We start from the raw sequence: 22,648 nt of genomic DNA, 5'->3' as shown, positions 1-22,648 counted from the left end.
CTTGCAATGCTCCCCAGCACTTATGGTTGCTGTACTCGTTGGCTAACGTGGTTATCTTGTGATTCTCTTTTATAGAATTAGTGACTAAAATGGTGAACAGCGCAAGGTCGCTTAGTGATCGTAGAGATCTATTCGTTAAGGGTACATCTACTCGGTAAGATGCTCTTGACATTTGCTATTCGAGCCTGACCCCCCCCTAGCAAGCATGATCAACGTGAGCGATTGCAATAAGATCTAAGACTAAGTTGACTGATCCAAAGCATCGCTTACGATTTCATTACTCTGATCTCATTTAGATATCAGAGTAATCGCCGTAGAGATAACAATCCCCATGCTTCTCCATGAGCGCTGTATTGCATGCAGTCATGCTTTGGGAAACAGCACGTAGAGACCACCCCTAAGCCATTAGGTAAGGAATAGGGCAGCCAAGACGCTTGAGGGCCTGAAACAGCTAGGCAGGGGAGCGGCTATGTAGAAAGGGCATGGAGCTAGATCCATAATGGAATGGCACGATACGAAACAGCTGCTCATATAGCAGAGATGCCTCACGGCAGTAGACGTAGAGACCAAGTTCAACCAAGAACGGAACGGCCAGTAAGAGACATCCCAGTTGCTTTTGCCTGTTTACATCGCGCTGTCTTAGCTCAAGCCAGTGCGGGCGATATCGAGAACATCGGCCATCGAGCGAATTTGATCCATCATTGAGACCAGCTGAGCAGCACTGTTGAGCTCAACCCGCAAATCAATGCAGGCGGGTTTGCCATAGGATGTTTTAACCCTGGCATCGCTCACATTGATGTGGTTGTGTGAAAGACGCATCAGGATGTCTTTCAGAATTCCCACTCGGTCAATTACTTCAATACGCAACTGCACTGGGAATCTCTCGCCTTCGATGAAGGCACCTTGATTCCAGCGCACCGGCAATCGTCTTTCACTGGGGATCGAGCCAACATTGACGCAATCCTGCCGGTGAATCGTGATGCCGTGATTACCAAGAGCAACCGTGCCAAGGATCGCTTCTCCTGGCAGCGGACTACAACAGCCGCCCAGGCGGTAATCAAGGCCCTCCACGCCAAGGATCGGTACGCCATCAGACGCAGGCAGCCTGGCTGGGCTTGACTCCACTTGAGCCACAAGCCGTTTCGCAACATTGACATTGCTGAGTGGTTGCTCAGGCTCGACAGTCTGAAGACGGATTTCTTCTCGCAAACGATTCAGCACTTGTTGCAAGGTCAAAGCTCCAAAACCAAGCGCCGCAAGCAAATCCTCTGTAACCGGTAAATTGCAGCGCTCTGCCACGCGAGTCATCGCTTCGCTGCTGAGTAGCGCATCAAAACCATTGCGACCGAGTTCACGCTCCAACAGGTCTTTCCCCCGTTGGATCGTTTCATCACGATGGCTTCGCTTATACCACTGACGGATGCGATTACGGGCTGTGGGAGTAGCCACAAAGTTCAGCCAATCGAGGCTTGGATGCGCTGTTTTGCTGGTGAGAACTTGCACGAAATCACCGTTCTGTAATGAGGTAGACAATGGACAAAGCCGATCATTAATGCGCGCACCATGGCAATGGTTGCCAACCTCTGAATGAATCCGATAGGCGAAATCAACAACTGTTGAGTCTTTGCGCAAGCCCACTACATCGCCTTTAGGAGTAAATACAAACACCTCCTCATCAAACAAGTCTTCTTTGATCGAAGCGAGGTAGTCGTTGTGGTCATCATTGCCTCCTTCCTGTTGCCATTCGACAAGCTGACGAAGCCAATTAAACCGCTCCTTATTGGCGGCAGCTGGGGAACCACCTTCTTTGTACTCCCAATGAGCCGCAATGCCAAATTCAGACACACGATGCATCCCTGGAGTGCGAATCTGCACTTCAATGGGCCGATGCTTGCCGATGACCGCCGTATGTAGCGATTGATAGCCATTGGGCTTGGCTAAACCGATGTAATCCTTGAAGCGTCCGGGAATAGGCCGGAAGGTGTCATGCACGACAGCCAAGGCGCGGTAGCAAGTCTCCACACTGGGAGCGATAATCCGCAAAGCCGCCACATCGAAGATCTCATGGAATGCCTTTTGCTGGCGTTGCATCTTGCTCCAGATGCCATAGAGATGCTTCGGTCGCCCAGTGACTTCACAAGCATCAAGACCCGCAGACGCCAGTCGTTCCGTTAACAGTTCAACCGTGGTCGCCAGACGGTTCTCCCGTTCACTGCGCTTGGTAGCCACCTCTTGCTGAATCTCTCGGAAAGCCTCAGGTTCAAGAAGCTTGAAGGCCAAATCCTCGAGTTCCCATTTGAAGCGACCAATACCGAGGCGATTGGCTAGAGGGGCATAAATCTCGCGGGTTTCACGAGCAATGCGCTGCTGCTTATCAGCCTGCAATGAGCCAAGCGTGCGCATGTTGTGAAGCCTATCGGCCAATTTCACCAGCACCACGCGGATGTCGCTGGCCATTGCCAGAAACATTTTGCGCAAGTTCTCAGCTTGGGCCTCAGTGTGGTTAGTGAAATTAATCCCCCCCAGTTTGGTGACGCCTTCCACCAGTTCCCGTACCTCAGCGCCGAAATAATCTTCCAGTTGCTCGGGGGTTAAATCGGTGTCTTCCACCACATCGTGAAGGAAACCTGCAGCGATTACGCTGGCGCTAGCGCCGATATCCCGCAACAGATCAGCCACTGCCACGGGGTGAACGATATATGGGTCACCACTGGCTCGAAATTGCCCCTCATGCAGCTGAAAGGCCAAATCAAAAGCTGCTGCCAGTAGGGCTTCTGAATCGATTGGGCAACTCTGCCCAAGACCAGGAGGAATGTGCTTAATACAGTCTTTCAACCATTCCGGCAAGGCAATGCCGTAGTCATCAACACTGCTGAACGGATGTGTCCTGATCTCAGGTAAACCACACACCTCTGAACCACAGCCAGCATTGGCCTGTGTTGATTTTGGGGCAGTGGTGACGTTGAGCATCCGACCCAGCGGATCAATCCATGGTATTCAGTCTCAAGACTCCGTGCTACTAACGATGCCCAGCTCTTCAGAGCAGGTACTCGAGCTCAGCCAACTGCGCATGCGCTATCCCCGCAGCGCTGATTGGACACTGGATGGACTGAACCTAAGCATCAAGTCAGGAGAGAGACTCGCGCTGGTGGGCCCTTCAGGCTGCGGCAAGAGCACCGTGGCCAAAGCCGTACTGCATCTACTTCCCCCAGGCAGCATTTGCCAAGGGGGGTTGCTACTGACCGGCCAAGATCCAAGACCATTGCAAAAGAAGCGATTGCGGCAACTGCGTGGTGAAGCAGTAGGTCTGGTTTTTCAGGATCCAATGACCCGCCTCAATCCGTTGATGACGGTGGGAAAGCATTTGCTGGACACTCTCAACGCTCACCAACCAGAAGCTACCCCCAGCTGGCGAGAGCAGCGGGCAGAGGAACTCCTGGAGCGAGTGGGAATCGGGGCGAACCGGTTCCGCGCTTACCCCCATGAATTCAGTGGTGGCATGCGTCAGCGGCTGTCCATTGCTCTAGCAATCGCCCTCAATCCCCCTCTGGTCATCGCCGATGAGCCCACCACCAGTCTTGATGTCGCCGTGGCTGGTCAGGTTATGGCCGAACTCAGCAACCTCTGCGAGGAGCTCGGCAGTGCTCTCATGCTGATCAGCCATGACTTGGCGATGGCAGCTCGCTGGTGCGAGCGCATGGCCATTCTCGATGGGGGGCGCATGGTGGAAGAGGGCCGGAGCGAAGAGCTGCTTTCTCATCCCCGCTCAGCCATCGGCACTCGGCTCGTGGGTGCCGCCAGGGGGCGTGAAGGCGGAAGCACTCCAACTTGCTCGTATACCGCTGCCGTCGTTCTAGAAGTCAATGCTTTGCGCTGTTGGCATGCTCTGGGAGGCTGGCCCTGGTCACCGACCTGGCTCAAAGCTGTTGATGGAGTGAGCTTCAACATCCGTGCTGGCGAGAGCCTTGGTGTGGTTGGAGCATCTGGCTGTGGCAAAAGCACCCTCTGCCGGGCCCTGATGGGTCTTACGCCGATCCGGGGTGGTCAGGTGCATCTCCAAGGCCACAACCTGCTCAGCTTGCAAGGACAGCCATTAAGGCAAGCTCGTCAGGCCTTGCAGATGGTTTTTCAAGACCCCCTCGCCTGCCTCAATCCAAAAATGACGATCGCAGAAGCCATCGCCGATCCACTGCTCATCCATGGAATGGCAAGCCGAGCTGAAGCAAGGCAAAACGGGCGAAAGTTACTTGAGCAGGTGGGCCTCAGCCCAGCGGAGGACTATCAAAACCGACTGCCTCGCCAGCTCTCTGGCGGCCAGCAACAACGCGTCGCCATTGCCCGAGCCCTGGCCTTAAAACCGAAGGTGCTGATTTGCGATGAGAGCGTCAGCATGCTGGACGCGGAAATTCAAGCTGAGGTGTTGGCTCTATTGCGTCAGCTTCAGAAAGAATTGGGGCTCGCGATGCTGTTCATTACCCATGACCTCTCCGTTGCCAGTGGTTTCTGCCACAGAGTGATCGTGCTCGACCATGGGCAAATCGTTGAGGAAGGACCAGGCGATCAGCTCCTTCAGAAACCCCAAGCAGCGATTACCCGCATACTCGTAGAAGCCTGTCCGAGACTGCCAAACCAAAAGGCTTAGAGGTATGCAAAGACCACAAGGCAACACGCATTAGCCTTTAAGAACTCTAGTGAAATCGTAAAAATTGAATATCTATTGCGAAATCAACACGCCTCAGGATGTATTTATCTTTGATCATTTGCCATTAAAAGCATGGCCAAAAGTGCAGGAATGGATGTTATAAAGAGGCGTTTCTTTGAGTTTCAGATTCTGGGAGCATTAAATGCCTGCCCGACCCTTGGAACATTTTCTACTCATGATAATCGCGCTTCCTCAAGAGGAGGTAGGCTCTCAGTAAAATAAAACATCAAAAGCCAAAACAAAGCCATCAAAGACTTAGCTTGCATCGACGCAAAGCTATCAAGCAAAAAATAGGCTAACCTTCGAATCTGGAGCAGATGCAGCGATTATAGGAAAAAACTCGGGAAGAGAATATTGCCTTGCTTTTTCTCCTCAATCCCTCCCCAAATGAGCCTTTATCTTGATCCATAGATATAGTTTTTCTGCGAGTCATTAATGCAGAAGATCTATCGAAGCTTTCACCTCCTTGAATCGAAGTTTAAAATTTAGAAGACGAGAGATATGGCAACTAAAGCATTGCCAATTGACCATAGGCCTCCATAAAAATAGCCGGTGATCACATGTAATGGCCCCTGCAGCACTTTGGAGAAAAAATTTAACTGCTGTTATGGAAGGTTAAGGCATGGAATTCTGCAATAGACAAAATCTGAGCTCGAGAGCAAAAACCCTTCATTTGAAGGGTTGAGAAATACAAGCATCACTCGTAGACCTGAACCAACAGATCAATGAGGTCATGACATCACCATTACATGTCTCAATTGGAGGCCAACTCTGGTGGAACGGTTTTACCGCTGAACTGAAAATCACTAATACTTCAAGTGAATCTCTCGCATCCTGGAGTTATAGCTTCACGACACCTCACACCATCTCAGGGGTGCCATGGGGTGTCACCACATCAGCCGAACAACTCGCTAACGGACAAACAAATTACACATTGATAGGAAGCGACTGGGCACAGTCAATTCCTGCTGGAGGCTTCGTCACAGTCGGATTCAATGCACAACAAGGTAAACCAGTGGGTAACGCAGGAGCACTGACCGCTGAACTGTTGATAAGCACTGCTTCAGAGACGGCTACTAGCGTCGAACCATCGAGCCCGGTTAGTGATTCAACAGAAGTTGAAATGCAAGGAGATGAACAGACCGACAACAACTCTTCTGACGATATCGACATCGCCATGAACGATGGCGATCACGAGCATATGCATATGGCGGAGATCAGCAGCGACTACATCGATATCACCAGCTGGGGAAGCTTCCATGGATCGAACGATAATTCCGAGCACAATGAATTGGTGGGTGGCCGCACGGCAATCACCACAGAAGCGCTTGAGGCTTACAACGCTCTGCGCATGTTCAGTGGCCTTGAAGCTGTGACTATTGAAGCAGTAGGGGAATGGGCATTTGCGAATGGTCTGACCAACAACAGCCAAGCCTGGGGTAATGACGAGCAAGGTGTGGGCCTGTGGTACGCGATGCAGGGGGCGAAGGTGGGCTGGATCGCTGATGAGGCTTATGACCCTCAGATCCTCGCTGATATTCAGAGGACAGCGCGGCTAGGTGATCCTGCTGATGCAATGGCAATGGTGGAGGAGTTTGGACATCAGGGATTTGCTGAGTATTTGCAGAGTAATCAGCTTGTGGAGACCTTCATCAACACGCTGAAAATGGAGCCGCATTACGGCGGCTGGATGCATGGGCGAACCCATGGATTTCTTGATATCGAGGGTGGGGCAATTGCCCACGACATTAACCATCTGACGGTACTGGGCTGGGATCAGAGTGAGCCGTTCATGAATGACACCTTTGATTGGCCGCAATGGCCTGCCTTAGATGTCTCCGATCAGGTCGTCATCGACTACTTCCAAAGCATGGTGAGCCTGGGGGGTCCACTGGGATCAAACTTGGAGGCTATAGGTACACCGATAAATGAGGAGGATGAGAAACCTCAACAGGAACCAGTTGTTCTCGTTGAGCAAAGCCAGGTTTCACAGATTGATCCAATCACCGGTAGCGCGATGGATGTTGAGGTGTCTGGTGATCTTTGGTGGGGTGGCTTCACCGCGGAGATCACCATCACCAATAGCAGTGATCAGCGTCTGGAGAATTGGGCGGTAGGCTTCAACAGTACCCATCGCTTTTACGGCGAGTCCTGGGGTGTTGATGTCGCTACCGAAGAGATCGCTGATGATCTCTACAGTTATAAAATCTATGGAGCTGACTGGGGTCAGTCGATCGGAGCTGGTCAATCGATGACTGTGGGCTTCAACGCGCTAACGGGTATGGAGCTGGAGCGTAGCGGTTCTCTCACCGCCGAGAGCCTATTTGCCGAGGGCAGCGAGCTTGTACTGCTCTAACGGTTGCATAGCCTCAGCCCACTAAACAGCATCACCATTAGTGCAGCGATGGGGGGCTAACGCCAGTGGCTTGCTTTCGAGGGTAGGAGCTGCATGGTCATGAAAAAATCAATGCTTATGTTCCATCCATCCATACTTTCTTATCTAGCCACTGCAAGAGGAGCCTCTCAATCTCACGATTTTGCTTATAGAGAGATTAGGCCTGAGCACGTCTCAAATCAAGTTTGAGTCCAAGGCAAAATAGATGTTCTGCTAACTTGATCTTGAGCTAGTAGAAAGCTTGACTAGTTCAATCAAAATAATCACGCCAAAATGCAAGAGTTTTTACCGGTAAATTTTGCTGAATTGAATTGCATATGCAACCCATTACCGATGAATAGAATTCAATCCTAAATCAATAGCCAATGATTCAAGTCCCTGCCTTTTTAAGCCAAACCATTAAATGGTTGAAGCTATGTCTTGAATCTAGTTCGTATCATCAAAGTATTGATTTTATGTGACAGCAAGCAGGGACGACTTCAAAAAGTGATCCAGGTGATAGCTGGCCTAACATCAAAAAGATCAAGCAATTATTTGAGTGTTATAGGTAGAAAGAAAAGGCTGAATCTCAACCAGAGTATAGTTTCGCTAGGCATGAGAAGTTTCATCTAGAGATTATTTTTATGGAGCACCTTCTTTGCAAATCATGGATGTCCATTTCCGATGCAATCATCTCGCACCATTCAAGACTGAGGTTGTGCCTGCTCGTCGACGCAACACAGTCAAAAGCTTCTCAAATAGATCTGGTAAAGGTGCCTCAAAGATCATCCGCTCACTCGTGAGCGGATGATCTAAGCCAAGCTGCACTGCGTGAAGGATCTGGCCAGGTAAATCCATCGGCAATTTGCGGCAGCGGCTGTAAATGGGATCACCAACAATTGGATGACCAATGTGTGCACAATGAACACGAATCTGATGGGTGCGCCCCGTATCAAGCTTGAAACGCAGCAAGGAATAGTCAGCTAATCGTTCAACCAACGTCCAATGGGTGCAAGCATGACGGCCTCCGTCTTCAGTGACCACGGCATATTTTTTGCGATCCACCGGATGGCGACCAATCGCTGCCACGATCGTGCCTTGGTCGCCAGAAGGAGCGCCATGAATGACAGCCAAATAGTTGCGCGATGCAATGCGTTTCTGAATCTGCTCTTGCAGTTTCACCAATGCCTCCTGACTCTTGGCAATCACGATGCAGCCAGTGGTGTCTTTATCGAGCCGATGCACAATGCCTGGTCGCAACTTGCCACTGATGCCAGGCAGGTCCGAGCAATGATGTAAAAGACCATTCACTAACGTGCCGTTTCGATTGCCTGGAGCTGGATGCACTGTGAGGCCCGCAGGTTTGTTGATCACGATCAGATGTCTATCTTCAAACAGCACATCCAGCGGCATCTCCTCCGGCTGCAGATAGGGCAGCGGTTCCGGTGGTGGCATCCACAACTCCACCTCATCGCCTTGACGCAAAGGAGTCTTAGCTCGCCCGGTGATGCCGTTCACACGCACAAGACCAGCCTCAATAAATTTTTGGATGTGTGAACGGCTCTGCTCCGATCGCTGGCTCACAAGCCAACGATCTAGTCGCATCGGCAAGGGCTTGGGGTAGTGCAGCTTCAGCAATTCACCCTCACCTTCCCCGAACGCCAATGTCTGTTCGTCCAATGTCATGGCAACGGCAACTCCAGTGCGATCGGCCCCAACAGTGCTCGGCGAAAGTCATCCAAAAGCCGTTGGGCCATTCGCCCTGTATCACCAGAGGTGTGGCGTTCGGCAACAGTCATCAACCAAGCATGGGCATCAGCTTGATCACCGGCCAAGTTGATGCCGTAACGCTGCTTAAGGATCCCTGCAACCACCCCAGCCTCCGCTTGTTTCTCCAACACACTCAGCGTCTCCAGCAACGCGAGGGCCACCAACTCAACGTCATAGGCGGCCTGGCCGATGTCATCGCAAAGGGCGAGATGCAAAGCAGCCTGTTGGTCATCGAGGCGGGGTGGCAAAACGCCGGGGGCATCAAGTAAGTCAAGGTCTTGACCCAAGCGCACCCAGCGCAGGGTGCGGGTCACGCCAGCGCGACGAGCACTCTCCACAACTTTCTGACGGACCAAACGATTGATCAGGGCGGACTTGCCCACATTGGGGAACCCCAAAGTGAGGGCTCTTACAGGGCGTGGTCGCATACCACGGGAGCGGCGGCGCTGATTGAGCTGATCTCCAGCTCTTATGGCTGCTTGCTGAACCTGCTTAACACCTGTGCCAGCCTTGGCATCGCACCACCAGGGGGTTTGGGCATGGTCACGGAACCAACGATCCCAAGATTGTCGAGCCGCAGAGGAAATCATGTCGCGGCGGTTGATCACTAGCAAATGCTGCTTGCCCTTAATCCAGCGCTGCAGCTGCGGATGAGCAGTGGCGATCGGGATGCGAGCATCCCGCACCTCAATGACAAGGTCAATTTTGTCGAGATTCTTGCTGAGTTGTTGTTCCGCTTTAGCGATGTGGCCTGGATACCACTGAATTGTTGGAGTGCTCACGGCACTACCAGCACCGGACAAGGGGCCAACTGGATCACCCGGGCGGCTGTGCTCTCGCTATCGCCATCCAAATTGACACCGCGTGTGCTCATCACGATCACATCCACATTTAATTCATCAGCCACATCGCAGATCACGAACGCAGGCTTACCTTCTCTCTCCAACACTTCACAAGAAATCCCAGCCTGCTCGACTTGCTCTCGAGCCCGTTTCAATAGAACTGCCACAGCCTCAGGATCATGCATTTCAGGCCGCTCAGCCTGGACCACAGACAGGATGATCAAACGGCTGTTATGGCTTCTAGCCAGTTCCAAAGCCTTGCTGGCTGTTTCCATCGCTTCCCGGCTCTGATCAATCGGGAAGAGAACGGTTTCAAACATGTGTTTGAACTAAATGCTTGCTTCAATCTTGTCTTAGCGCCAACCAGATCAGTGCGCCGGCCCATCAAGGCAACCAGCTAAACAAAACACGGGTTAATGTCAGCGGGTTTTTCTTACCGTACGGCACAACCCCCATGGCGAAGCGTTCACTGTCCAGTCTCAGCGCAGCGGACCTACGCAGTAAGCGTGTGCTGGTTCGGGTTGATTTCAACGTGCCTCTCAACGAGAACGGCGCCATTACTGATGACACCCGCATCCGCGCTGCTCTGCCCACCATCAATGACCTGATCGACAAAGGTGCTCGGGTGATCCTCTCGGCTCACTTTGGCCGACCAAAGGGTCAAATCAACGAAGGTATGCGGCTCACACCAGTAGCAAAACGCCTCAGCGAACTACTGGGTAAAACCGTGACCAAAACCGAAAGCTGCGTTGGTAGCGATGCCGAAGCCAAGGTCAATGCCATGGCCGATGGAGAGGTCGTACTGCTCGAGAACGTGCGTTTCTTCTCAGAAGAAGAAAAAAACGACGCCAACTTCGCCCAAAAGCTCGCAGCACTTGCTGACGCCTATGTGAATGACGCCTTCGGTGCTGCACACCGCGCCCACGCCTCTACAGAAGGGGTCACGAAATTCCTCAACCCCAGCGTTGCAGGCCACTTGATGGAGAAGGAACTTCAATACCTTCAAGGTGCCATCGACGACCCCAAGCGACCCCTTGCAGCGATCGTGGGTGGGTCCAAGGTCAGCAGCAAGATCGGCGTGCTGGAAGCCTTGATCGACAAGTGCGACAAGGTGCTGATCGGTGGCGGCATGATCTTCACGTTCTACAAAGCGCGTGGCCTTTCAGTCGGCAAGAGCCTGGTGGAAGAAGACAAGTTAGAGCTGGCCAAGGAGCTAGAGGCCAAGGCCAAGGCCAAGGGGGTTCAACTGCTTCTGCCCACTGATGTTGTGCTAGCCGATGACTTCGCCCCCGACGCCAATAGCCAGACCGTATCTATCGACGCCATTCCCGATGGTTGGATGGGCCTGGACATTGGCCCCGACTCAATCAATCTCTTCCAAGACGCACTGGCTGACTGCCAAACAGTGATCTGGAACGGCCCCATGGGCGTGTTTGAGTTCGACAAGTTTGCCGCTGGCACCAACGCCATTGCCACAACCTTGGCGGACCTCAGTGGCAAGGGTTGCTGCACAATCATCGGTGGTGGTGACTCCGTGGCCGCTGTTGAGAAGGCGGGCCTCGCCGAGAAGATGTCGCACATCTCTACCGGTGGTGGCGCCAGCCTTGAGCTGCTGGAAGGCAAGGTGTTGCCAGGTGTCGCCGCTCTCGACGACGCCTAAGTAAAGACCTCGCTTGTTTTATCGGGCCATTGCCTTGCATCACTGCAATGGCCCCCTATCGATTTGTCTGCAAAGAGCTCGACAGCAAGTCTCTATAGATACGATTGATCTGAAAGCCAACTTTCACTCTTGCAATCGCAGCACGTATGAATAGCGAAGAGTGCTGTAACTGGCTAGACGATTGAGCGCCTTGCAAGCTTTGAGCTATCTGAGTGCACTATTTCAAATTCTTTTAGGTCAAGCTCGTCCAGCATCACCAGGCAAGATCCTCAGTTTGCAGGTTTGAAGCAACTGCCAATGTTGAGCTGAAGCAGTAAAAATCGAAGCAGCTCTACTGACAAACATGAGCAAAGCTCAGTTCATCCCAACGTCTAGCCTTGCCTTTGTTGGCCTCGGCGCATTGGGTTTGCCAATGGCTGCCAATCTGCTGGCTGCGGGTTATGAGCTGAAGGTTCACAGCCGCAGTCGTGCGGCTGAACTGAATTTGGCTTTAAAAGGTAGCCGTCCCTGCAGCTCACCAGCAGAAGCTGCAGCAGACAGCCAGGCTCTACTGATCTGCGTTAGCGATGATGAAGCAGTAGAAGCGGTTCTTTTTGGTTCTCAGGGAGCAGCTTCTATGCTCAGCTCCGGCGCCGTTGTGGTGGATTTTTCGACGATCGCCCCAGCAACGTCGATCACCATGGCTGAGCGACTTGCTCAGCAAGGGGTGGCCTATCTGGATGCACCGGTAACCGGAGGCACTGAAGGGGCCAGAGCAGGAACTCTGACCGTTCTAGTGGGTGGCAACACACAAGTTCTGGCAAGGGTGCAGCCACTGCTGGAAGTGATCGGTGAGAGCATTCATCACTTCGGTTCGGTGGGACGGGGCCAGCAGGTGAAGGCGCTCAACCAAGTGCTGGTGGCCGGTAGCTATGCCGCATTAGCAGAAGCAATTGCGCTAGGGCAGCAGCTGGGTCTACCGATGCAGGAGGTGATCAAAGCCTTACAGCATGGTGCCGCAGGCTCATGGGCCCTCAAGCACCGATCAACAGCGATGTTGGAAGATCACTATCCGCTCGGCTTCAAGCTGGCTTTACATCACAAGGATCTCGGCATTGCCCTGGAAACGGCAGAACGAGTGGGACTACAACTGCCCATCACAAGCCAAGTGCAATCGATGGAGGCAAACCTGATTGAACTCGGCCATAGCGATGAAGATGTATCAGTGCTGAGGCGGTGGTTTGATCACCAATAGGCAGAATCTCAGCAATTCTGATTTAGCCTTCGATAGGCTGGAAAAATTGCGAAGTCCGCTTCAATTGAAAGCTAGTATTTCATTCAAATAAAAGCCAATAGATTCAGCCCGAATGCTTATTCATGGCCTACTATGGCACCAACTTCAACTGATACTTTTAGAAGTGATTAGCCATGACATCAGCACTATTTGATTGAGTAGCTAGGCTACATAAATCAATTCAATGCAACGACTAAAGGCACACAAGACGCACCTGAAAACTCACTGATCACCATGGTAAAAAATGACAGCCTGCATCACCAATCAAGTTATCCAGCGCCTTGAGCTTGATGTCGAATCCGTTGTTGTATAGCTTCCGTCGCTGCCCTTATGCAATGAGAGCCCGATGGGCTCTTTTGGTTTCTGGTCTTTTGGTGAACTTGCGAGAAGTGGCTCTAAACAATAAGCCGCCAGAGCTGCTACAGGCTTCTCAAAAAGGAACCGTGCCAGTGCTGATGACTGCAGAAGGGACAGTGATTGATGAAAGCATAGATATCATGCACTGGGCTCTTCAGCAAGCTGATCCCTTCGATGGGCTGCGAAGTGGAAAAGCCGAAGAACAAAAAACAATCCATCAATTTATCGAACAGAATGATGGCCCATTTAAATATCATTTAGATCGTTTTAAATATGCCTGCAGGTTCAAAGGAGAGGATGCCGAAGAACATCGCAACATGGCTAGAGACATTCTTTTGGAATGGAATGCGCGACTAGCACAACAAGAATCAAGTGATTGCTATGGTTGCTTCATTGGAGACTCTCAGAGTTTGGCAGACTGGGCTCTATGGCCTTTTGTGCGTCAATACCGTCTTGCTGATCCATCAAGCTTTGATTGCGATCAAGATCTTCAAGCCATCAAAAGATGGTTGCAAGCCTTTCTGCAACATCCACTGTTTGCAAGATTGATGACACCAGTCAAACCTTGGTTGCCAGAACATCAACCGCAGACTTTCCCTGCTGATTCAAGTTTAGTTAAAACAGATCAACCATTGTTTCATCTGGCTTTGCTTGAAGACTGGCAAGACGCATGCAATCAAGGGGTTTATCAATTCTCTACTCGCGGATTAAAACTCAAAGAGATTGGATTCATCCATTTGAGCTATCAGCATCAACTTGAGTCTACTTATCATCAATTTTATCGTGATCGAGGCCAGGTGCTTAGCTTGAAATTAAACCCAGAGCAACTGACAATGCCGCTTCGAGCCGAACCCTCATCAGCAGGGGAGCTTTTCCCTCATCTTTTTGGAGCCCTGCCTTTGAGCGCTGTAGAACTTGTGGAAACTTATCCATGAATGAACGCGTTGATGCCTATCAAGATCGTCTTCACTTTGCAGCAACAGAGAGGAACCGTGATGCAATTGCTGCTGTTCTGAGCAAGGCGCTGCCGAGTGATGGGAGAGTGTTGGAACTTGCAAGTGGCAGTGGCGAACATGCCGTTGCTTTTCAAAAATTGTTCCCAAAGCTCATTTGGCACTGCAGCGATATTGATCCAATGCATCTTCGCAGCATCAATGCTTGGATTCATTTTGAGCAGCTTGAACAGACCATGCCGCCCCCCCTCAAGATCGATGTCAACGCACGCCCCTGGCAACTGCCTGATGGATTAACTGACCATCTTTCTGGGGTTATTTGCATCAACATGATTCATATCTCTCCTTGGAAGTGTTGTGAATCTTTAGTCCAAGAAGCTGCTCAATTACTGGGCAACTCTGCACCACTAATTCTCTATGGGCCATACAAGCGTAATGGTCTTCACACGAGTGAAAGTAATGCCAGATTTGATGATTATCTGCGCACGCAAGATCCAAGTTGGGGAGTGCGTGAGCTGGAAGATGTAGAACGTCTTGGTGTCAGTTCAGGCCTCTTGTTGAATGAGGTGATTGAAATGCCTGCCAACAACCTCTCCTTGATCTTCACGCCTAGGCAATCATGACTTGATCACGCTAATCAAGACATCCCATCTCTACCGCTGACGGCAATGAAGAAGATTTACGCCAACCAAAACTCAAGGGATCAGTTCGTCTTTATTGCTTACCACCCGCACACGCTTGGTCACTGTGATCACACCATCAGGATGCACCAACATCGCTGCCCATGTTTGGCTGCCAGGCGTTAAAGGGGCCTGCACCGATTTAAAGATGCCACCACCATGCATCGGTGCCAGCTGGATATCAGGCGTGCTTTGAAGACTCACCTGTGCAGGCGTAAGAGCAATCAAGCCACCGGCAACCATCGCATGGCCCAAGGGCTGATCAAAGATCACGTCAACGTCGTAACGACTACCTGTGAGCACAGCATCAGGAATCAACAGGCTGATCGGCAAAGGTTTGCTGGCGCTACGCAGGATCGACTGCTCGCTGATCACTTCTTCGCCAGTGATTAGCTCACCTTCAGTGAGCAATGCCAAGCGTTGGCTTGCTTCAAGGGCATAGCTAAGGCTTTCCGCTTCACGACTAGCACTTACATCAACTGCAAATGTTGAGCGTCCGTCTTTTAATGGGCTGGCTGAACGAACAGACCAACGGGCATCAGGAAACCTTGCAGAGAAAATGCGCAAACGACTCTCCAGATCAGAGGCATATTCGTCTGCGAGCAGACCAGCGAGGGCGTCACCTCCAGGTGTATTGAGAGCCTGCTGCAATCGGCTGCTGAGAGGCACAGCATCTGCAGCCCTACCAATCAATGGCATCAACGCTGAACACAATGCCAGCAGACTGGAGGCCAAAGCGACTGGCTTGAGATGACGCACTGGAGGCTTGAGGGCACTGCCGATAAGTTAGGCCCCACCTTCATGCTCTGCCCACTGCCATGCCCCGGCTTCTGATTGCTGCAAGCGGCACGGGTGGCCATCTTTTCCCAGCACTGGCTGTTGCCGAAGCCTTGCCAGCCTCATGGAGCGTGTGCTGGCTGGGAGTACCAGATCGCCTAGAAACCCAACTAGTGCCAGAGCGCTATCAGTTGACGACTGTGCGCGCAGGTGGCCTACAAGGTCGCGGTCTGCGCAAGCTGGTGCAGTTGCTGCAATTGCTCGCGGCCACTGGCCGAGTGAGAAAGCTGCTGCGTAAACAAGGTATCCAGGCTGTTTTCACCACTGGGGGCTATATCGCCGCGCCGGCAATCCTGGCGGCACGCTGGTGCGGCATCCCTGTGGTGTTGCACGAATCCAATGCCATCCCCGGACGAGTGACGCGCTTATTGGGCCGCTTCTGCAGGGTCGTGGCTGTAGGCCTGCCTGTTGCTGCCGAGCGCATCCCAGGCAGCAGAGCGGTGGTCACAGGAACACCGGTGCGCTCAGCATTTCTTTTGCCACAGCCCTTGCCGCGTTGGGTTCCTTGTGGGGATGGCCCATTGCTGGTGGTGATTGGTGGTAGCCAAGGGGCTGTGGGCCTCAACCGCATGGTGCGAGGCGCCCTGCCATCGCTGCTGGAGGTCGGTTGTCGCGTGGTGCATCTCACTGGCAACAACGATCCAGATGTAGGAGAACTCGATCACGCCAACTTGGTGGAACAGCCTTTCAGCGATGAGATGCCTGGCTTACTGCAACATGCCGATCTGGTGATTAGCCGTGCGGGCGCCGGCAGCCTGAGTGAATTGGCCGTATGTGGCACACCAGCGATCTTGGTGCCCTTCCCCCAAGCGGCAGACCAGCATCAAGAGGCCAACGCAGCCTGCGCCGCAGCGCTTGGGGCTGCCGTGATCGTGCATCAACATGCCGCCGAACATCGGACTCTTAGTAATGCTCTGCAGCTTCTACTGGGCTCTCGCTTACGTGGCATTAATTCAGAAGAGGATCCATTGCTGAAGATGAGGCAAGGCATGCAACGGCTGGCTGTGCGTGATGCTGATCAGCAATTAAGCCGTCGACTTGAAGATGTCATCCCCTAAGCCAGAGGGTGGCGTTGTAGTTCCAGTCGCATGGCGTTAATAATGCGGCGATTATCGCGGCGGCTTTGATAGCCAATCCGCAACCAGTTTTCACCCAAACCATCAAAGGAACGGCAATCACGCAAGAGAATGCGATGACGAACTTCTAAGGATTCACGCAGAGGCAGCAGAGATCTCTGAGCACGAATCAACAAGAAATTCGCAGCCGAAGGCATGGCCGTGATGCCTGGCAATGCATCGAGCTGCCGCTGCAACCAAGTGCCTTCGCTAGCGGTCCAACGTTGTACTTTCTGGCACCAACGCTGATAGCGACGCGGATTGCGCAGCAAGCGTTCGCCTACCGCCGCGGCGATGCCATTGATAGGCCAAGGGTCACGCCAGCTCGCCCAACGCTGCAAGCGTTCGGGTTGAGCCAGGGCATAACCAAGCCGCAGGCCGGCGATGCCATAGAGCTTTGTGAGGCTGCGAATCACCACCAAATTGGCGTGAGTGACTACAAGAGGTATCAACGACTGGTCTTCACCATCGGGCACTAGAGGCAAAAAGGCCTCATCGCAGATCACCAGGCGATAACGCTCCAGCAGAGGCTCTAAAGACGCCCGACTCCAGAGTTGCCCTGTGGGGTTGTGAGGATTAGTGATCCAGGCCACTTCGGCCACAGTCATTGGCGCCTGGACTGCTGTTGAACCAGTTGCTGGCGGCCCGGGTTCTGGGGAAACAGCAGCTGGTGCTGCTGAAAATCCTGGAAAAGCCTGCGGCAAAGGGCCAGCCCAATCCAGCGCCAAAGGAGTGAGCTGGGGAACAGCCTGCCAACAACGCAGAGCTCTGCCGTAATCGGCAAAGCCAGGCGCATGCAGATGATTGAGGCCTAATGCAGCAGCATCCCGCGCTACCCAGGTGAATAACTCAGCGGCACCATTGCCGGGCAGTACAAATGCTGGGTTGAGATCGTTGTGTATGCGCGCTAGCGCAGCACGAAGGTTGCGATAACTGGGATCTGGATAAGGCCTTAGATCACTGGCGGAGAGGTTGGTTTTGCATGCAAACGGCGCCAGTGAGGCACTGGCATCAAGGAAATGGGCCGCTCCATGCTCTTGCCTGCGTGCAGCGCCATGGATGTCACCGCCATGGCTAAAAGACATGGCGGGCATGACTCAAAGGCCTAAACAAAGCAAGCCACACAGAAGAATTTCCTAACAGATAGGCAATACGTTATGCATAGCCTGCTTGGTTGAATTGTTGACAGTCTGGCTAGACACCACGATGATTAACCTAAATCTCAATTGATTCGAATGACTGCTTTGCAGAGCTATCTAGCCTCTTCCAAAATCCAAAAAGTCCTCAACCGTCGCCCAGGCGAGGAAGGCTTCTCACTGATTGAGCTGGTTGTTGTTGTGGCTGTGCTGGCGATTCTTGCTGCGGTGGCGATTCCTAACTTCACATCATTGACTGATGATGCTCGACTCAATACAGCAAAGGAAACCTTGGCAAGTATGTACAAGGAATGCGAATACAACAAAGCTCGCAAAGGTGAGGGAAGCCATAAAAAAGTAAGCGTTGACAAAGATGAAGTGATTAATGGAGTCCAATTTTCTGGCACAAATGATGAAAAATGCGAGGCTGCTGCTGGAGCCACAATTACAGTCGGGGCAAATACATGTTATATAGAATTACTGCTTGGAGGTGATGCTTCAGGAGACGCCGCCAAGAAATCAGGCAAATCTAAGGATTCTACTGCGACTGGCTGGAAGAAGACATTTGAAGAATGCTCAGCATAGATATTGTTCTATGCGCCAAACGTTAATTTAAATGAATGCGGAGCGAGAGCATCAATACATACTCTCTCTCCGCAAAAAGATTCTTCCAGGCAATAAATTATGAAACCGAGAAGATGTGACGTCAAAGGGGGCAAATCCCCAGAACAAACATCTAGCAAAGCAAGAACATTATCGGCTTAAAACAATAAATACTCAGGGTTAACAACTTGGCAAACAAAAAAGGGCACAAACGAATATCCGGCAACAAGGCAAGATTCTTGCTTCAAACCTATTTGTTGTCAAAAATTGCGGATAAAGAGCAATCTGGTTTTAGTCTGTTTGAACTGGTCGTCGTTGTTGTTGTTCTTGGCATCCTTTCCTCTTTTGCTCTCACAAGCATTGGCAATGCAACTAAGTTTGCCCAGCTCGATGAAGCCAAAGCTCTTTTAAATGCTGCAGCAGCTGAATGCCTGCAACGGGTACGTACCCATCCTGATGATTACCAAACATGGCAACCTGATGCGCTTAAATCCAGAGAAATGAAGGGAAGCATTCAATTGCCAGGCAATTACCAATATAAAGACTCTATGAACACCTGCGCGGAGGTTTCTATTCATGATCCTTCTGATGAAAGTTCACTATTGATGGATCTTAAATTCAGCGTGATTGGCGGCAAGATTATTAAAGAGGCAGTGAACAAAAATAACGAAACTGAAAGTGCTTGCATCAGTTGGGGCAATTGCGGTGGCAGTGAATCCGCCGAATACTTGAAAGCATGCAACAAGACCAAGGACACATGCAATAGCAATCTCAGCAAAGTTATTAGCACCGGTTCTAATGCAGACAAGGGCTATAAATGGGTCGGTCAGTGCACATGGCCCAAGGCCAATCCGCTGCCAACTTGTTCTGATGATTGCTGGGTTTTTGAAGGGTCTTGTTTTAGCGAACAATCAGATTACCTTGCCGCCGATGCAGCAAGCAAAACACAGAAATGTAATGACTATGAGGCATCCTTAAGATCCTCAAATTTTGATGGCCAAGATCTTAATGGCACCAACAACGAATGCGATCAAAATTATTGGTGGTGTAATGGTGAAAAGATGAGCTCCAAAATCAAATATGATGAATGCAAAGCCGCAGAAAATGCTGCGGGTTGCGCCAGCGAAAAAGCAACTTGGCTGAAACAAGGTGGCGATGGAAAAATGCCCGATTCAACCACTTACACCTGCGCTTCAAGCTATAAATGTAGCGGTACAGAAGTGGATTATTCTGAATATATGAATACCTGCGGAAATGCATGCAAAATTGAAAAAGATGCTTGGTTGGCTAAAGGCGTTGACGGGAAAATGAAATGGCCCAATAGTTGCCCTTCACAATACTATATGTGTAGCGGCTCTGAAGTAACTGAAGACGTATACAATGCAACTTGTGGGGCTGTAAGTACTAAGCCATGTTGTGAAAAATCGGATTTGGAGAAGGGATATGGTAATAGTTGTAAAAAGAGCTTAAGCTTTATGCAACATCCCGGGTGTTGTGGATCTGATAAGGATTTTTGGTCTGAACGCTGCCCTGGCCCTTAAGCAGGCAGAATGGAAATCTATACAAAACAATTTTCAACTCAAAGTACTTGAACTGAATTCAATAATCGATTCAAAACAATGAACCAAACCAAGGAAAGACGCAAATTAATTGATAAGCACTTCTCACTCGCTTGGTGTCGAGAAAATATTGTCATTCCGCTAGGGGTAGAAACCGCTGCTTTCCCTAACAAGCAAAGGCTAACTGTTGCTGTCGGTAATTTCAGTTATCTCGCCACTATTGGTGAGTCCATTAAGAAACGGGCTGCAGATGCAAATCTTGAATGCGTATTCATTGAAAAACCTGCTGATCAAATTCAAGCCTTACTCGATGAAGCCGCTACAGAACGACTCATTAGTGGCGAAGGGCTTGAAAACTATGACTATTCCGATGATGCCATCCTTGAAGCCTTAAAAGCAGCAGAAGATGATCAAAATCCAGTTGGCTTTGACTTCGATTTTGATGACAACGCAGAAGCAGAGCTTATCGATGAAGCTTTAGATTTATCCGCTGAGATGCTAGGCAGCAAAATTCAACAAGCTGCTGCCAACATCTTGATCCACTCAACGCGCAGTAACGTTTCTGATATTCATGTGGAGCCAAGGCTTGAGGAATACAAGATTCGAGTCAGGCGAGATGGTGTAATGCAAGATTTTGTGCGTATGCCCCGCGCAGCAGGCATCAAGCTGACTGCATGCCTAAAAAATATGGCCCAGATGGATATAGCCGAACGCCGTGCTTCTCAAGATGGCAAGATCTTCAGACGCTTTGAAGGCCAAAAACTAGAATTTCGCTGCTCAACAGCACCAGGAAAACATGGAGAAAAGATGGTGCTTAGAATCCTCAACAGTGATGAAGGTATGCTTAGTCTCGACGTACTCATTACAAACGAGGAAATCAAAAAGAACTTCCGGCGCATCATCGAAGAAGCCAATGGAATTGTGATTGTGTCCGGGCCAACAGGCTCTGGTAAATCGACAACTCTCGCTTCGGCTCTGCGTGAAAAAGACACTGGCGAATTGAATATTGTGACTGCTGAAGATCCAATTGAATATGACCTTGGCGGCAACATTCAACAGTTTCCTGTGATGCGAGCCAAGGGTCAAACATTTGCCAACCTATTGCGCACGTTCCTACGCCAAGACCCTGATGTGATTTTAATTGGCGAGACTAGAGACCCAGAAACTGCTGAATCCTCCATGGATGCTGCAGAAACAGGCCATTTAGTGTTTACAACCCTTCATGCCAATAGCGCCTCCACTTCATTGACCCGCCTACTCGACATGGAAGTACCGAGCTACAAGCTCACAGCATCACTTCGTGGCGTGTTAGCACAACGCTTACTTCGTAAGGTTTGCCCAGAATGCAGCAGCAAGCGGCCGATTGATGATCTTGAAAGCCGCTTTACAGGTTTACGGCGTGGTACTGAAGTGAGAGTTGCCACAGCTCTCAAAGCAGAAGAAAAAGAACAACGCAAGCGGGAAGGCACACTCTGCACGCGCTGCAGTGGCACTGGCTATAAAGGACGCATCGGCACCTATGAGCTGATGACGGTCAACAGGAGAATCAGTGATGCAATCAAACAGAAGAAATCAACGCGTGAAATAGAGGATATTGCAGTCGAGGATGGAATGTTGACTCTCAAAGCTTACGCTGTAGATCTCATCAAAAACCAATTAACAACCGTTTCCGAATTGCAAAAAATTTGCAATACTGAGTACTAAAAGCTCAAACACATCTGATTTGCACACCAATGTCTATCGCACGCCAGATTATCGGATTTGCCATCAAGGCTGGCTCCTCCGATATTCACCTCGAAGAAGGCTCACCGATTGCGATCCGCGTGCATTCAGATATCAAGATTCTAGAAAATGAGCTTAAGCCTGCCGCTATGGATAAATTACTGCTAGAAATTTTAGGTCAGCAGAAAGTAGAGGAGTTCAATAAAACTGGAGATCTTGATACATCGATTGGGCTTGAAGGATTATCAAGAATCAGGATTAATGCCTATGTCGCCAGCGAAAAACGCTGTTTAACGTTGCGAATCCTGCCGGAAAACCTGCCAAAATGGCAAGATTTAGGCCTTCCCCAACCTTTTGTAGACCTTAGTGAAAAACATCGTGGCCTGGTGCTTTGTACAGGCCCAACTGGGTCAGGTAAGTCAACAACCTTGGCAGCATTTGTGAACTGTATTCTTGAAACACAAAAACGACATATCCTCACGATTGAAGATCCGATTGAATTTGAATTTCACCATTCCGCCAACTCCATCATTCATCAACGGGAGGTGAAGCGAGATACAACATCATTCGCCACAGCGCTGCGCGCCGCATTACGCGAAGATCCAGATGTAATTTACATCGGCGAGATGCGCGATCTGGAAACGATTCAACTAGCGATTACAGCAGCAGAAACGGGGCATCTTGTTTTAGGAACACTGCATACCTCATCAGCCGCCAAGACAGTGGAACGCATTGTTGATGTCTTCCCCGGCGATCAACAAGAACAAGCCCGTTTACAAGTTTCTACTTCACTGCTCGGAATCATGTCTCAGACGCTTTGCAAAAACACTGCCGGCAAACGTTCCTTGGCTTATGAATTACTGATTAATACACCTGCTATTGGTAATCTGATTCGTGAACGTAAGGTTAGCCAGATCTACTCACAAATCCAAACAGGTAGCAAAGATGGCATGAATACATTGGAGCAATGCCTTTCTGATCTAGTCATCAAAGGCAAGATCAGCAAAGAAGAAGCGATTGGCAAAGCATCGATTCCTAAGGCAATCCTTACTGAAGCGAGTTAGC

17 protein-coding genes are annotated in these 22,648 nt (G+C 50.7%); 11 read left to right on the top strand and 6 right to left on the bottom strand.

All coding sequences use genetic code 11. The annotated features are described in order from the left end of the window. Positions 1-639 precede the first annotated feature (639 nt). Positions 640-2,970 (bottom strand): RelA/SpoT family protein, encoded by a 2,331-nt coding sequence (locus SIB66_RS02630; RefSeq protein WP_413681370.1) that lies wholly within the window; start codon positions 2,968-2,970, stop codon positions 640-642. A 55-nt stretch (positions 2,971-3,025) separates the two neighbouring features. Here SIB66_RS02630 and SIB66_RS02625 point away from each other — a divergent pair, with 55 nt between their 5' ends. Beyond that, complete coding sequence (locus SIB66_RS02625) at positions 3,026-4,642, top strand: ABC transporter ATP-binding protein (RefSeq protein ID WP_063421974.1); 1,617 nt, start codon at positions 3,026-3,028, stop codon at positions 4,640-4,642. Between the two features lie 793 nt (positions 4,643-5,435). Further along, entirely contained in the window at positions 5,436-7,058 is a 1,623-nt protein-coding gene (locus tag SIB66_RS02620; protein WP_063421833.1) for a cellulose binding domain-containing protein, read from the top strand. Between the two features lie 708 nt (positions 7,059-7,766). Here the strand turns inward: SIB66_RS02620 and SIB66_RS02615 are convergent. From SIB66_RS02615 to SIB66_RS02605, 3 genes are read right to left on the bottom strand one after another with little or no spacing between them, the layout of a single operon-like run. Beyond that, complete coding sequence (locus SIB66_RS02615; protein WP_063421835.1) at positions 7,767-8,762, bottom strand: RluA family pseudouridine synthase; 996 nt, start codon at positions 8,760-8,762, stop codon at positions 7,767-7,769. After that, positions 8,759-9,628 (bottom strand): ribosome biogenesis GTPase YlqF, encoded by an 870-nt coding sequence (ylqF, locus tag SIB66_RS02610; protein WP_063421837.1) that lies wholly within the window; start codon positions 9,626-9,628, stop codon positions 8,759-8,761. Before ylqF ends, SIB66_RS02615 begins: the two co-directional genes overlap by 4 nt. Continuing rightward, positions 9,625-10,008, bottom strand: a complete 384-nt coding sequence (locus SIB66_RS02605) for a universal stress protein (protein ID WP_063421839.1) — start codon at positions 10,006-10,008, stop codon at positions 9,625-9,627. Before SIB66_RS02605 ends, ylqF begins: the two co-directional genes overlap by 4 nt. A 134-nt stretch (positions 10,009-10,142) precedes the next feature. Between SIB66_RS02605 and SIB66_RS02600 the strand changes: the two genes are divergently transcribed. The 4 genes from SIB66_RS02600 (at position 10,143) to SIB66_RS02585 (ending at position 14,554) form a co-directional block, all read left to right on the top strand. Then, positions 10,143-11,348, top strand: coding sequence for a phosphoglycerate kinase (locus SIB66_RS02600; RefSeq protein WP_063407707.1), 1,206 nt, complete (start codon positions 10,143-10,145; stop codon positions 11,346-11,348). Between the two features lie 343 nt (positions 11,349-11,691). Beyond that, entirely contained in the window at positions 11,692-12,582 is an 891-nt protein-coding gene (locus SIB66_RS02595) for an NAD(P)-dependent oxidoreductase (RefSeq protein WP_063421841.1), read from the top strand. Positions 12,583-12,911: 329 nt separating this feature from the next. After that, positions 12,912-13,913 (top strand): DUF952 domain-containing protein, encoded by a 1,002-nt coding sequence (locus tag SIB66_RS02590; protein WP_063421843.1) that lies wholly within the window; start codon positions 12,912-12,914, stop codon positions 13,911-13,913. Then, a complete protein-coding gene (locus SIB66_RS02585) occupies positions 13,910-14,554 on the top strand; it encodes a DUF938 domain-containing protein (RefSeq protein ID WP_063407508.1) in 645 nt (214 codons plus the stop codon). The genes SIB66_RS02590 and SIB66_RS02585 overlap by 4 nt, the downstream gene beginning before the upstream one ends. 72 nt (positions 14,555-14,626) lie before the next feature. Here the strand turns inward: SIB66_RS02585 and SIB66_RS02580 are convergent, their stop codons facing one another. Then, complete coding sequence (locus tag SIB66_RS02580) at positions 14,627-15,310, bottom strand: hypothetical protein (protein WP_063421976.1); 684 nt, start codon at positions 15,308-15,310, stop codon at positions 14,627-14,629. 119 nt (positions 15,311-15,429) lie between these two features. Here SIB66_RS02580 and murG point away from each other — a divergent pair, with 119 nt between their 5' ends. Beyond that, entirely contained in the window at positions 15,430-16,506 is a 1,077-nt protein-coding gene (gene murG, locus SIB66_RS02575) for an undecaprenyldiphospho-muramoylpentapeptide beta-N-acetylglucosaminyltransferase (RefSeq protein WP_063421845.1), read from the top strand. On the opposite strand, the gene SIB66_RS02570 is transcribed toward murG, so the two are convergent. Next, positions 16,503-17,648, bottom strand: coding sequence for a pyridoxal phosphate-dependent aminotransferase (locus SIB66_RS02570; protein ID WP_236073862.1), 1,146 nt, complete (start codon positions 17,646-17,648; stop codon positions 16,503-16,505). The two genes, murG and SIB66_RS02570, sit on opposite strands and share 4 nt — an antisense overlap. Before the next feature lie 150 nt (positions 17,649-17,798). Between SIB66_RS02570 and SIB66_RS02565 the strand changes: the two genes are divergently transcribed. The 4 genes from SIB66_RS02565 (at position 17,799) to SIB66_RS02550 (ending at position 22,647) form a co-directional block, all read left to right on the top strand. After that, entirely contained in the window at positions 17,799-18,284 is a 486-nt protein-coding gene (locus tag SIB66_RS02565; RefSeq protein ID WP_063421849.1) for a prepilin-type N-terminal cleavage/methylation domain-containing protein, read from the top strand. Between the two features lie 206 nt (positions 18,285-18,490). After that, a complete protein-coding gene (locus SIB66_RS02560) occupies positions 18,491-19,843 on the top strand; it encodes a prepilin-type N-terminal cleavage/methylation domain-containing protein (RefSeq protein ID WP_063421851.1) in 1,353 nt (450 codons plus the stop codon). Positions 19,844-19,921: 78 nt separating this feature from the next. Next, positions 19,922-21,565: a GspE/PulE family protein gene (locus SIB66_RS02555; protein WP_063421853.1), complete on the top strand. Its 1,644-nt coding sequence runs from the start codon at positions 19,922-19,924 to the stop codon at positions 21,563-21,565. A 29-nt stretch (positions 21,566-21,594) separates the two neighbouring features. Beyond that, positions 21,595-22,647, top strand: a complete 1,053-nt coding sequence (locus SIB66_RS02550) for a type IV pilus twitching motility protein PilT (protein WP_063407502.1) — start codon at positions 21,595-21,597, stop codon at positions 22,645-22,647. Position 22,648 lies beyond the last annotated feature (1 nt).

Origin of the sequence: Prochlorococcus sp. MIT 1318, from assembly GCF_047304505.1 — a bacterium.
Lineage (GTDB): Bacteria > Cyanobacteriota > Cyanobacteriia > PCC-6307 > Cyanobiaceae > Prochlorococcus > Prochlorococcus marinus_D.
Note: the sequence above shows the minus strand (reverse complement) of the source record. Positions and strands in the feature narration are given on the sequence as shown.

Bases quoted from the DNA above. Each gene is read 5' to 3' on its own strand.
- SIB66_RS02630 (WP_413681370.1), bottom strand. From the start codon at position 2,970: ATGCTCAACGTCACCACTGCCCCAAAATCAACACAGGCCAATGCTGGC.
- SIB66_RS02625 (WP_063421974.1), top strand. From the start codon at position 3,026: ATGCCCAGCTCTTCAGAGCAGGTACTCGAGCTCAGCCAACTGCGCATG.
- SIB66_RS02620 (WP_063421833.1), top strand. From the start codon at position 5,436: ATGACATCACCATTACATGTCTCAATTGGAGGCCAACTCTGGTGGAAC.
- SIB66_RS02615 (WP_063421835.1), bottom strand. From the start codon at position 8,762: ATGACATTGGACGAACAGACATTGGCGTTCGGGGAAGGTGAGGGTGAA.
- SIB66_RS02605 (WP_063421839.1), bottom strand. From the start codon at position 10,008: ATGTTTGAAACCGTTCTCTTCCCGATTGATCAGAGCCGGGAAGCGATG.
- SIB66_RS02600 (WP_063407707.1), top strand. From the start codon at position 10,143: ATGGCGAAGCGTTCACTGTCCAGTCTCAGCGCAGCGGACCTACGCAGT.
- SIB66_RS02595 (WP_063421841.1), top strand. From the start codon at position 11,692: ATGAGCAAAGCTCAGTTCATCCCAACGTCTAGCCTTGCCTTTGTTGGC.
- SIB66_RS02590 (WP_063421843.1), top strand. From the start codon at position 12,912: ATGTCGAATCCGTTGTTGTATAGCTTCCGTCGCTGCCCTTATGCAATG.
- SIB66_RS02585 (WP_063407508.1), top strand. From the start codon at position 13,910: ATGAATGAACGCGTTGATGCCTATCAAGATCGTCTTCACTTTGCAGCA.
- SIB66_RS02580 (WP_063421976.1), bottom strand. From the start codon at position 15,310: ATGCCATTGATTGGTAGGGCTGCAGATGCTGTGCCTCTCAGCAGCCGA.
- murG (WP_063421845.1), top strand. From the start codon at position 15,430: ATGCCCCGGCTTCTGATTGCTGCAAGCGGCACGGGTGGCCATCTTTTC.
- SIB66_RS02570 (WP_236073862.1), bottom strand. From the start codon at position 17,648: ATGTCTTTTAGCCATGGCGGTGACATCCATGGCGCTGCACGCAGGCAA.
- SIB66_RS02565 (WP_063421849.1), top strand. From the start codon at position 17,799: ATGACTGCTTTGCAGAGCTATCTAGCCTCTTCCAAAATCCAAAAAGTC.
- SIB66_RS02555 (WP_063421853.1), top strand. From the start codon at position 19,922: ATGAACCAAACCAAGGAAAGACGCAAATTAATTGATAAGCACTTCTCA.
- SIB66_RS02550 (WP_063407502.1), top strand. From the start codon at position 21,595: ATGTCTATCGCACGCCAGATTATCGGATTTGCCATCAAGGCTGGCTCC.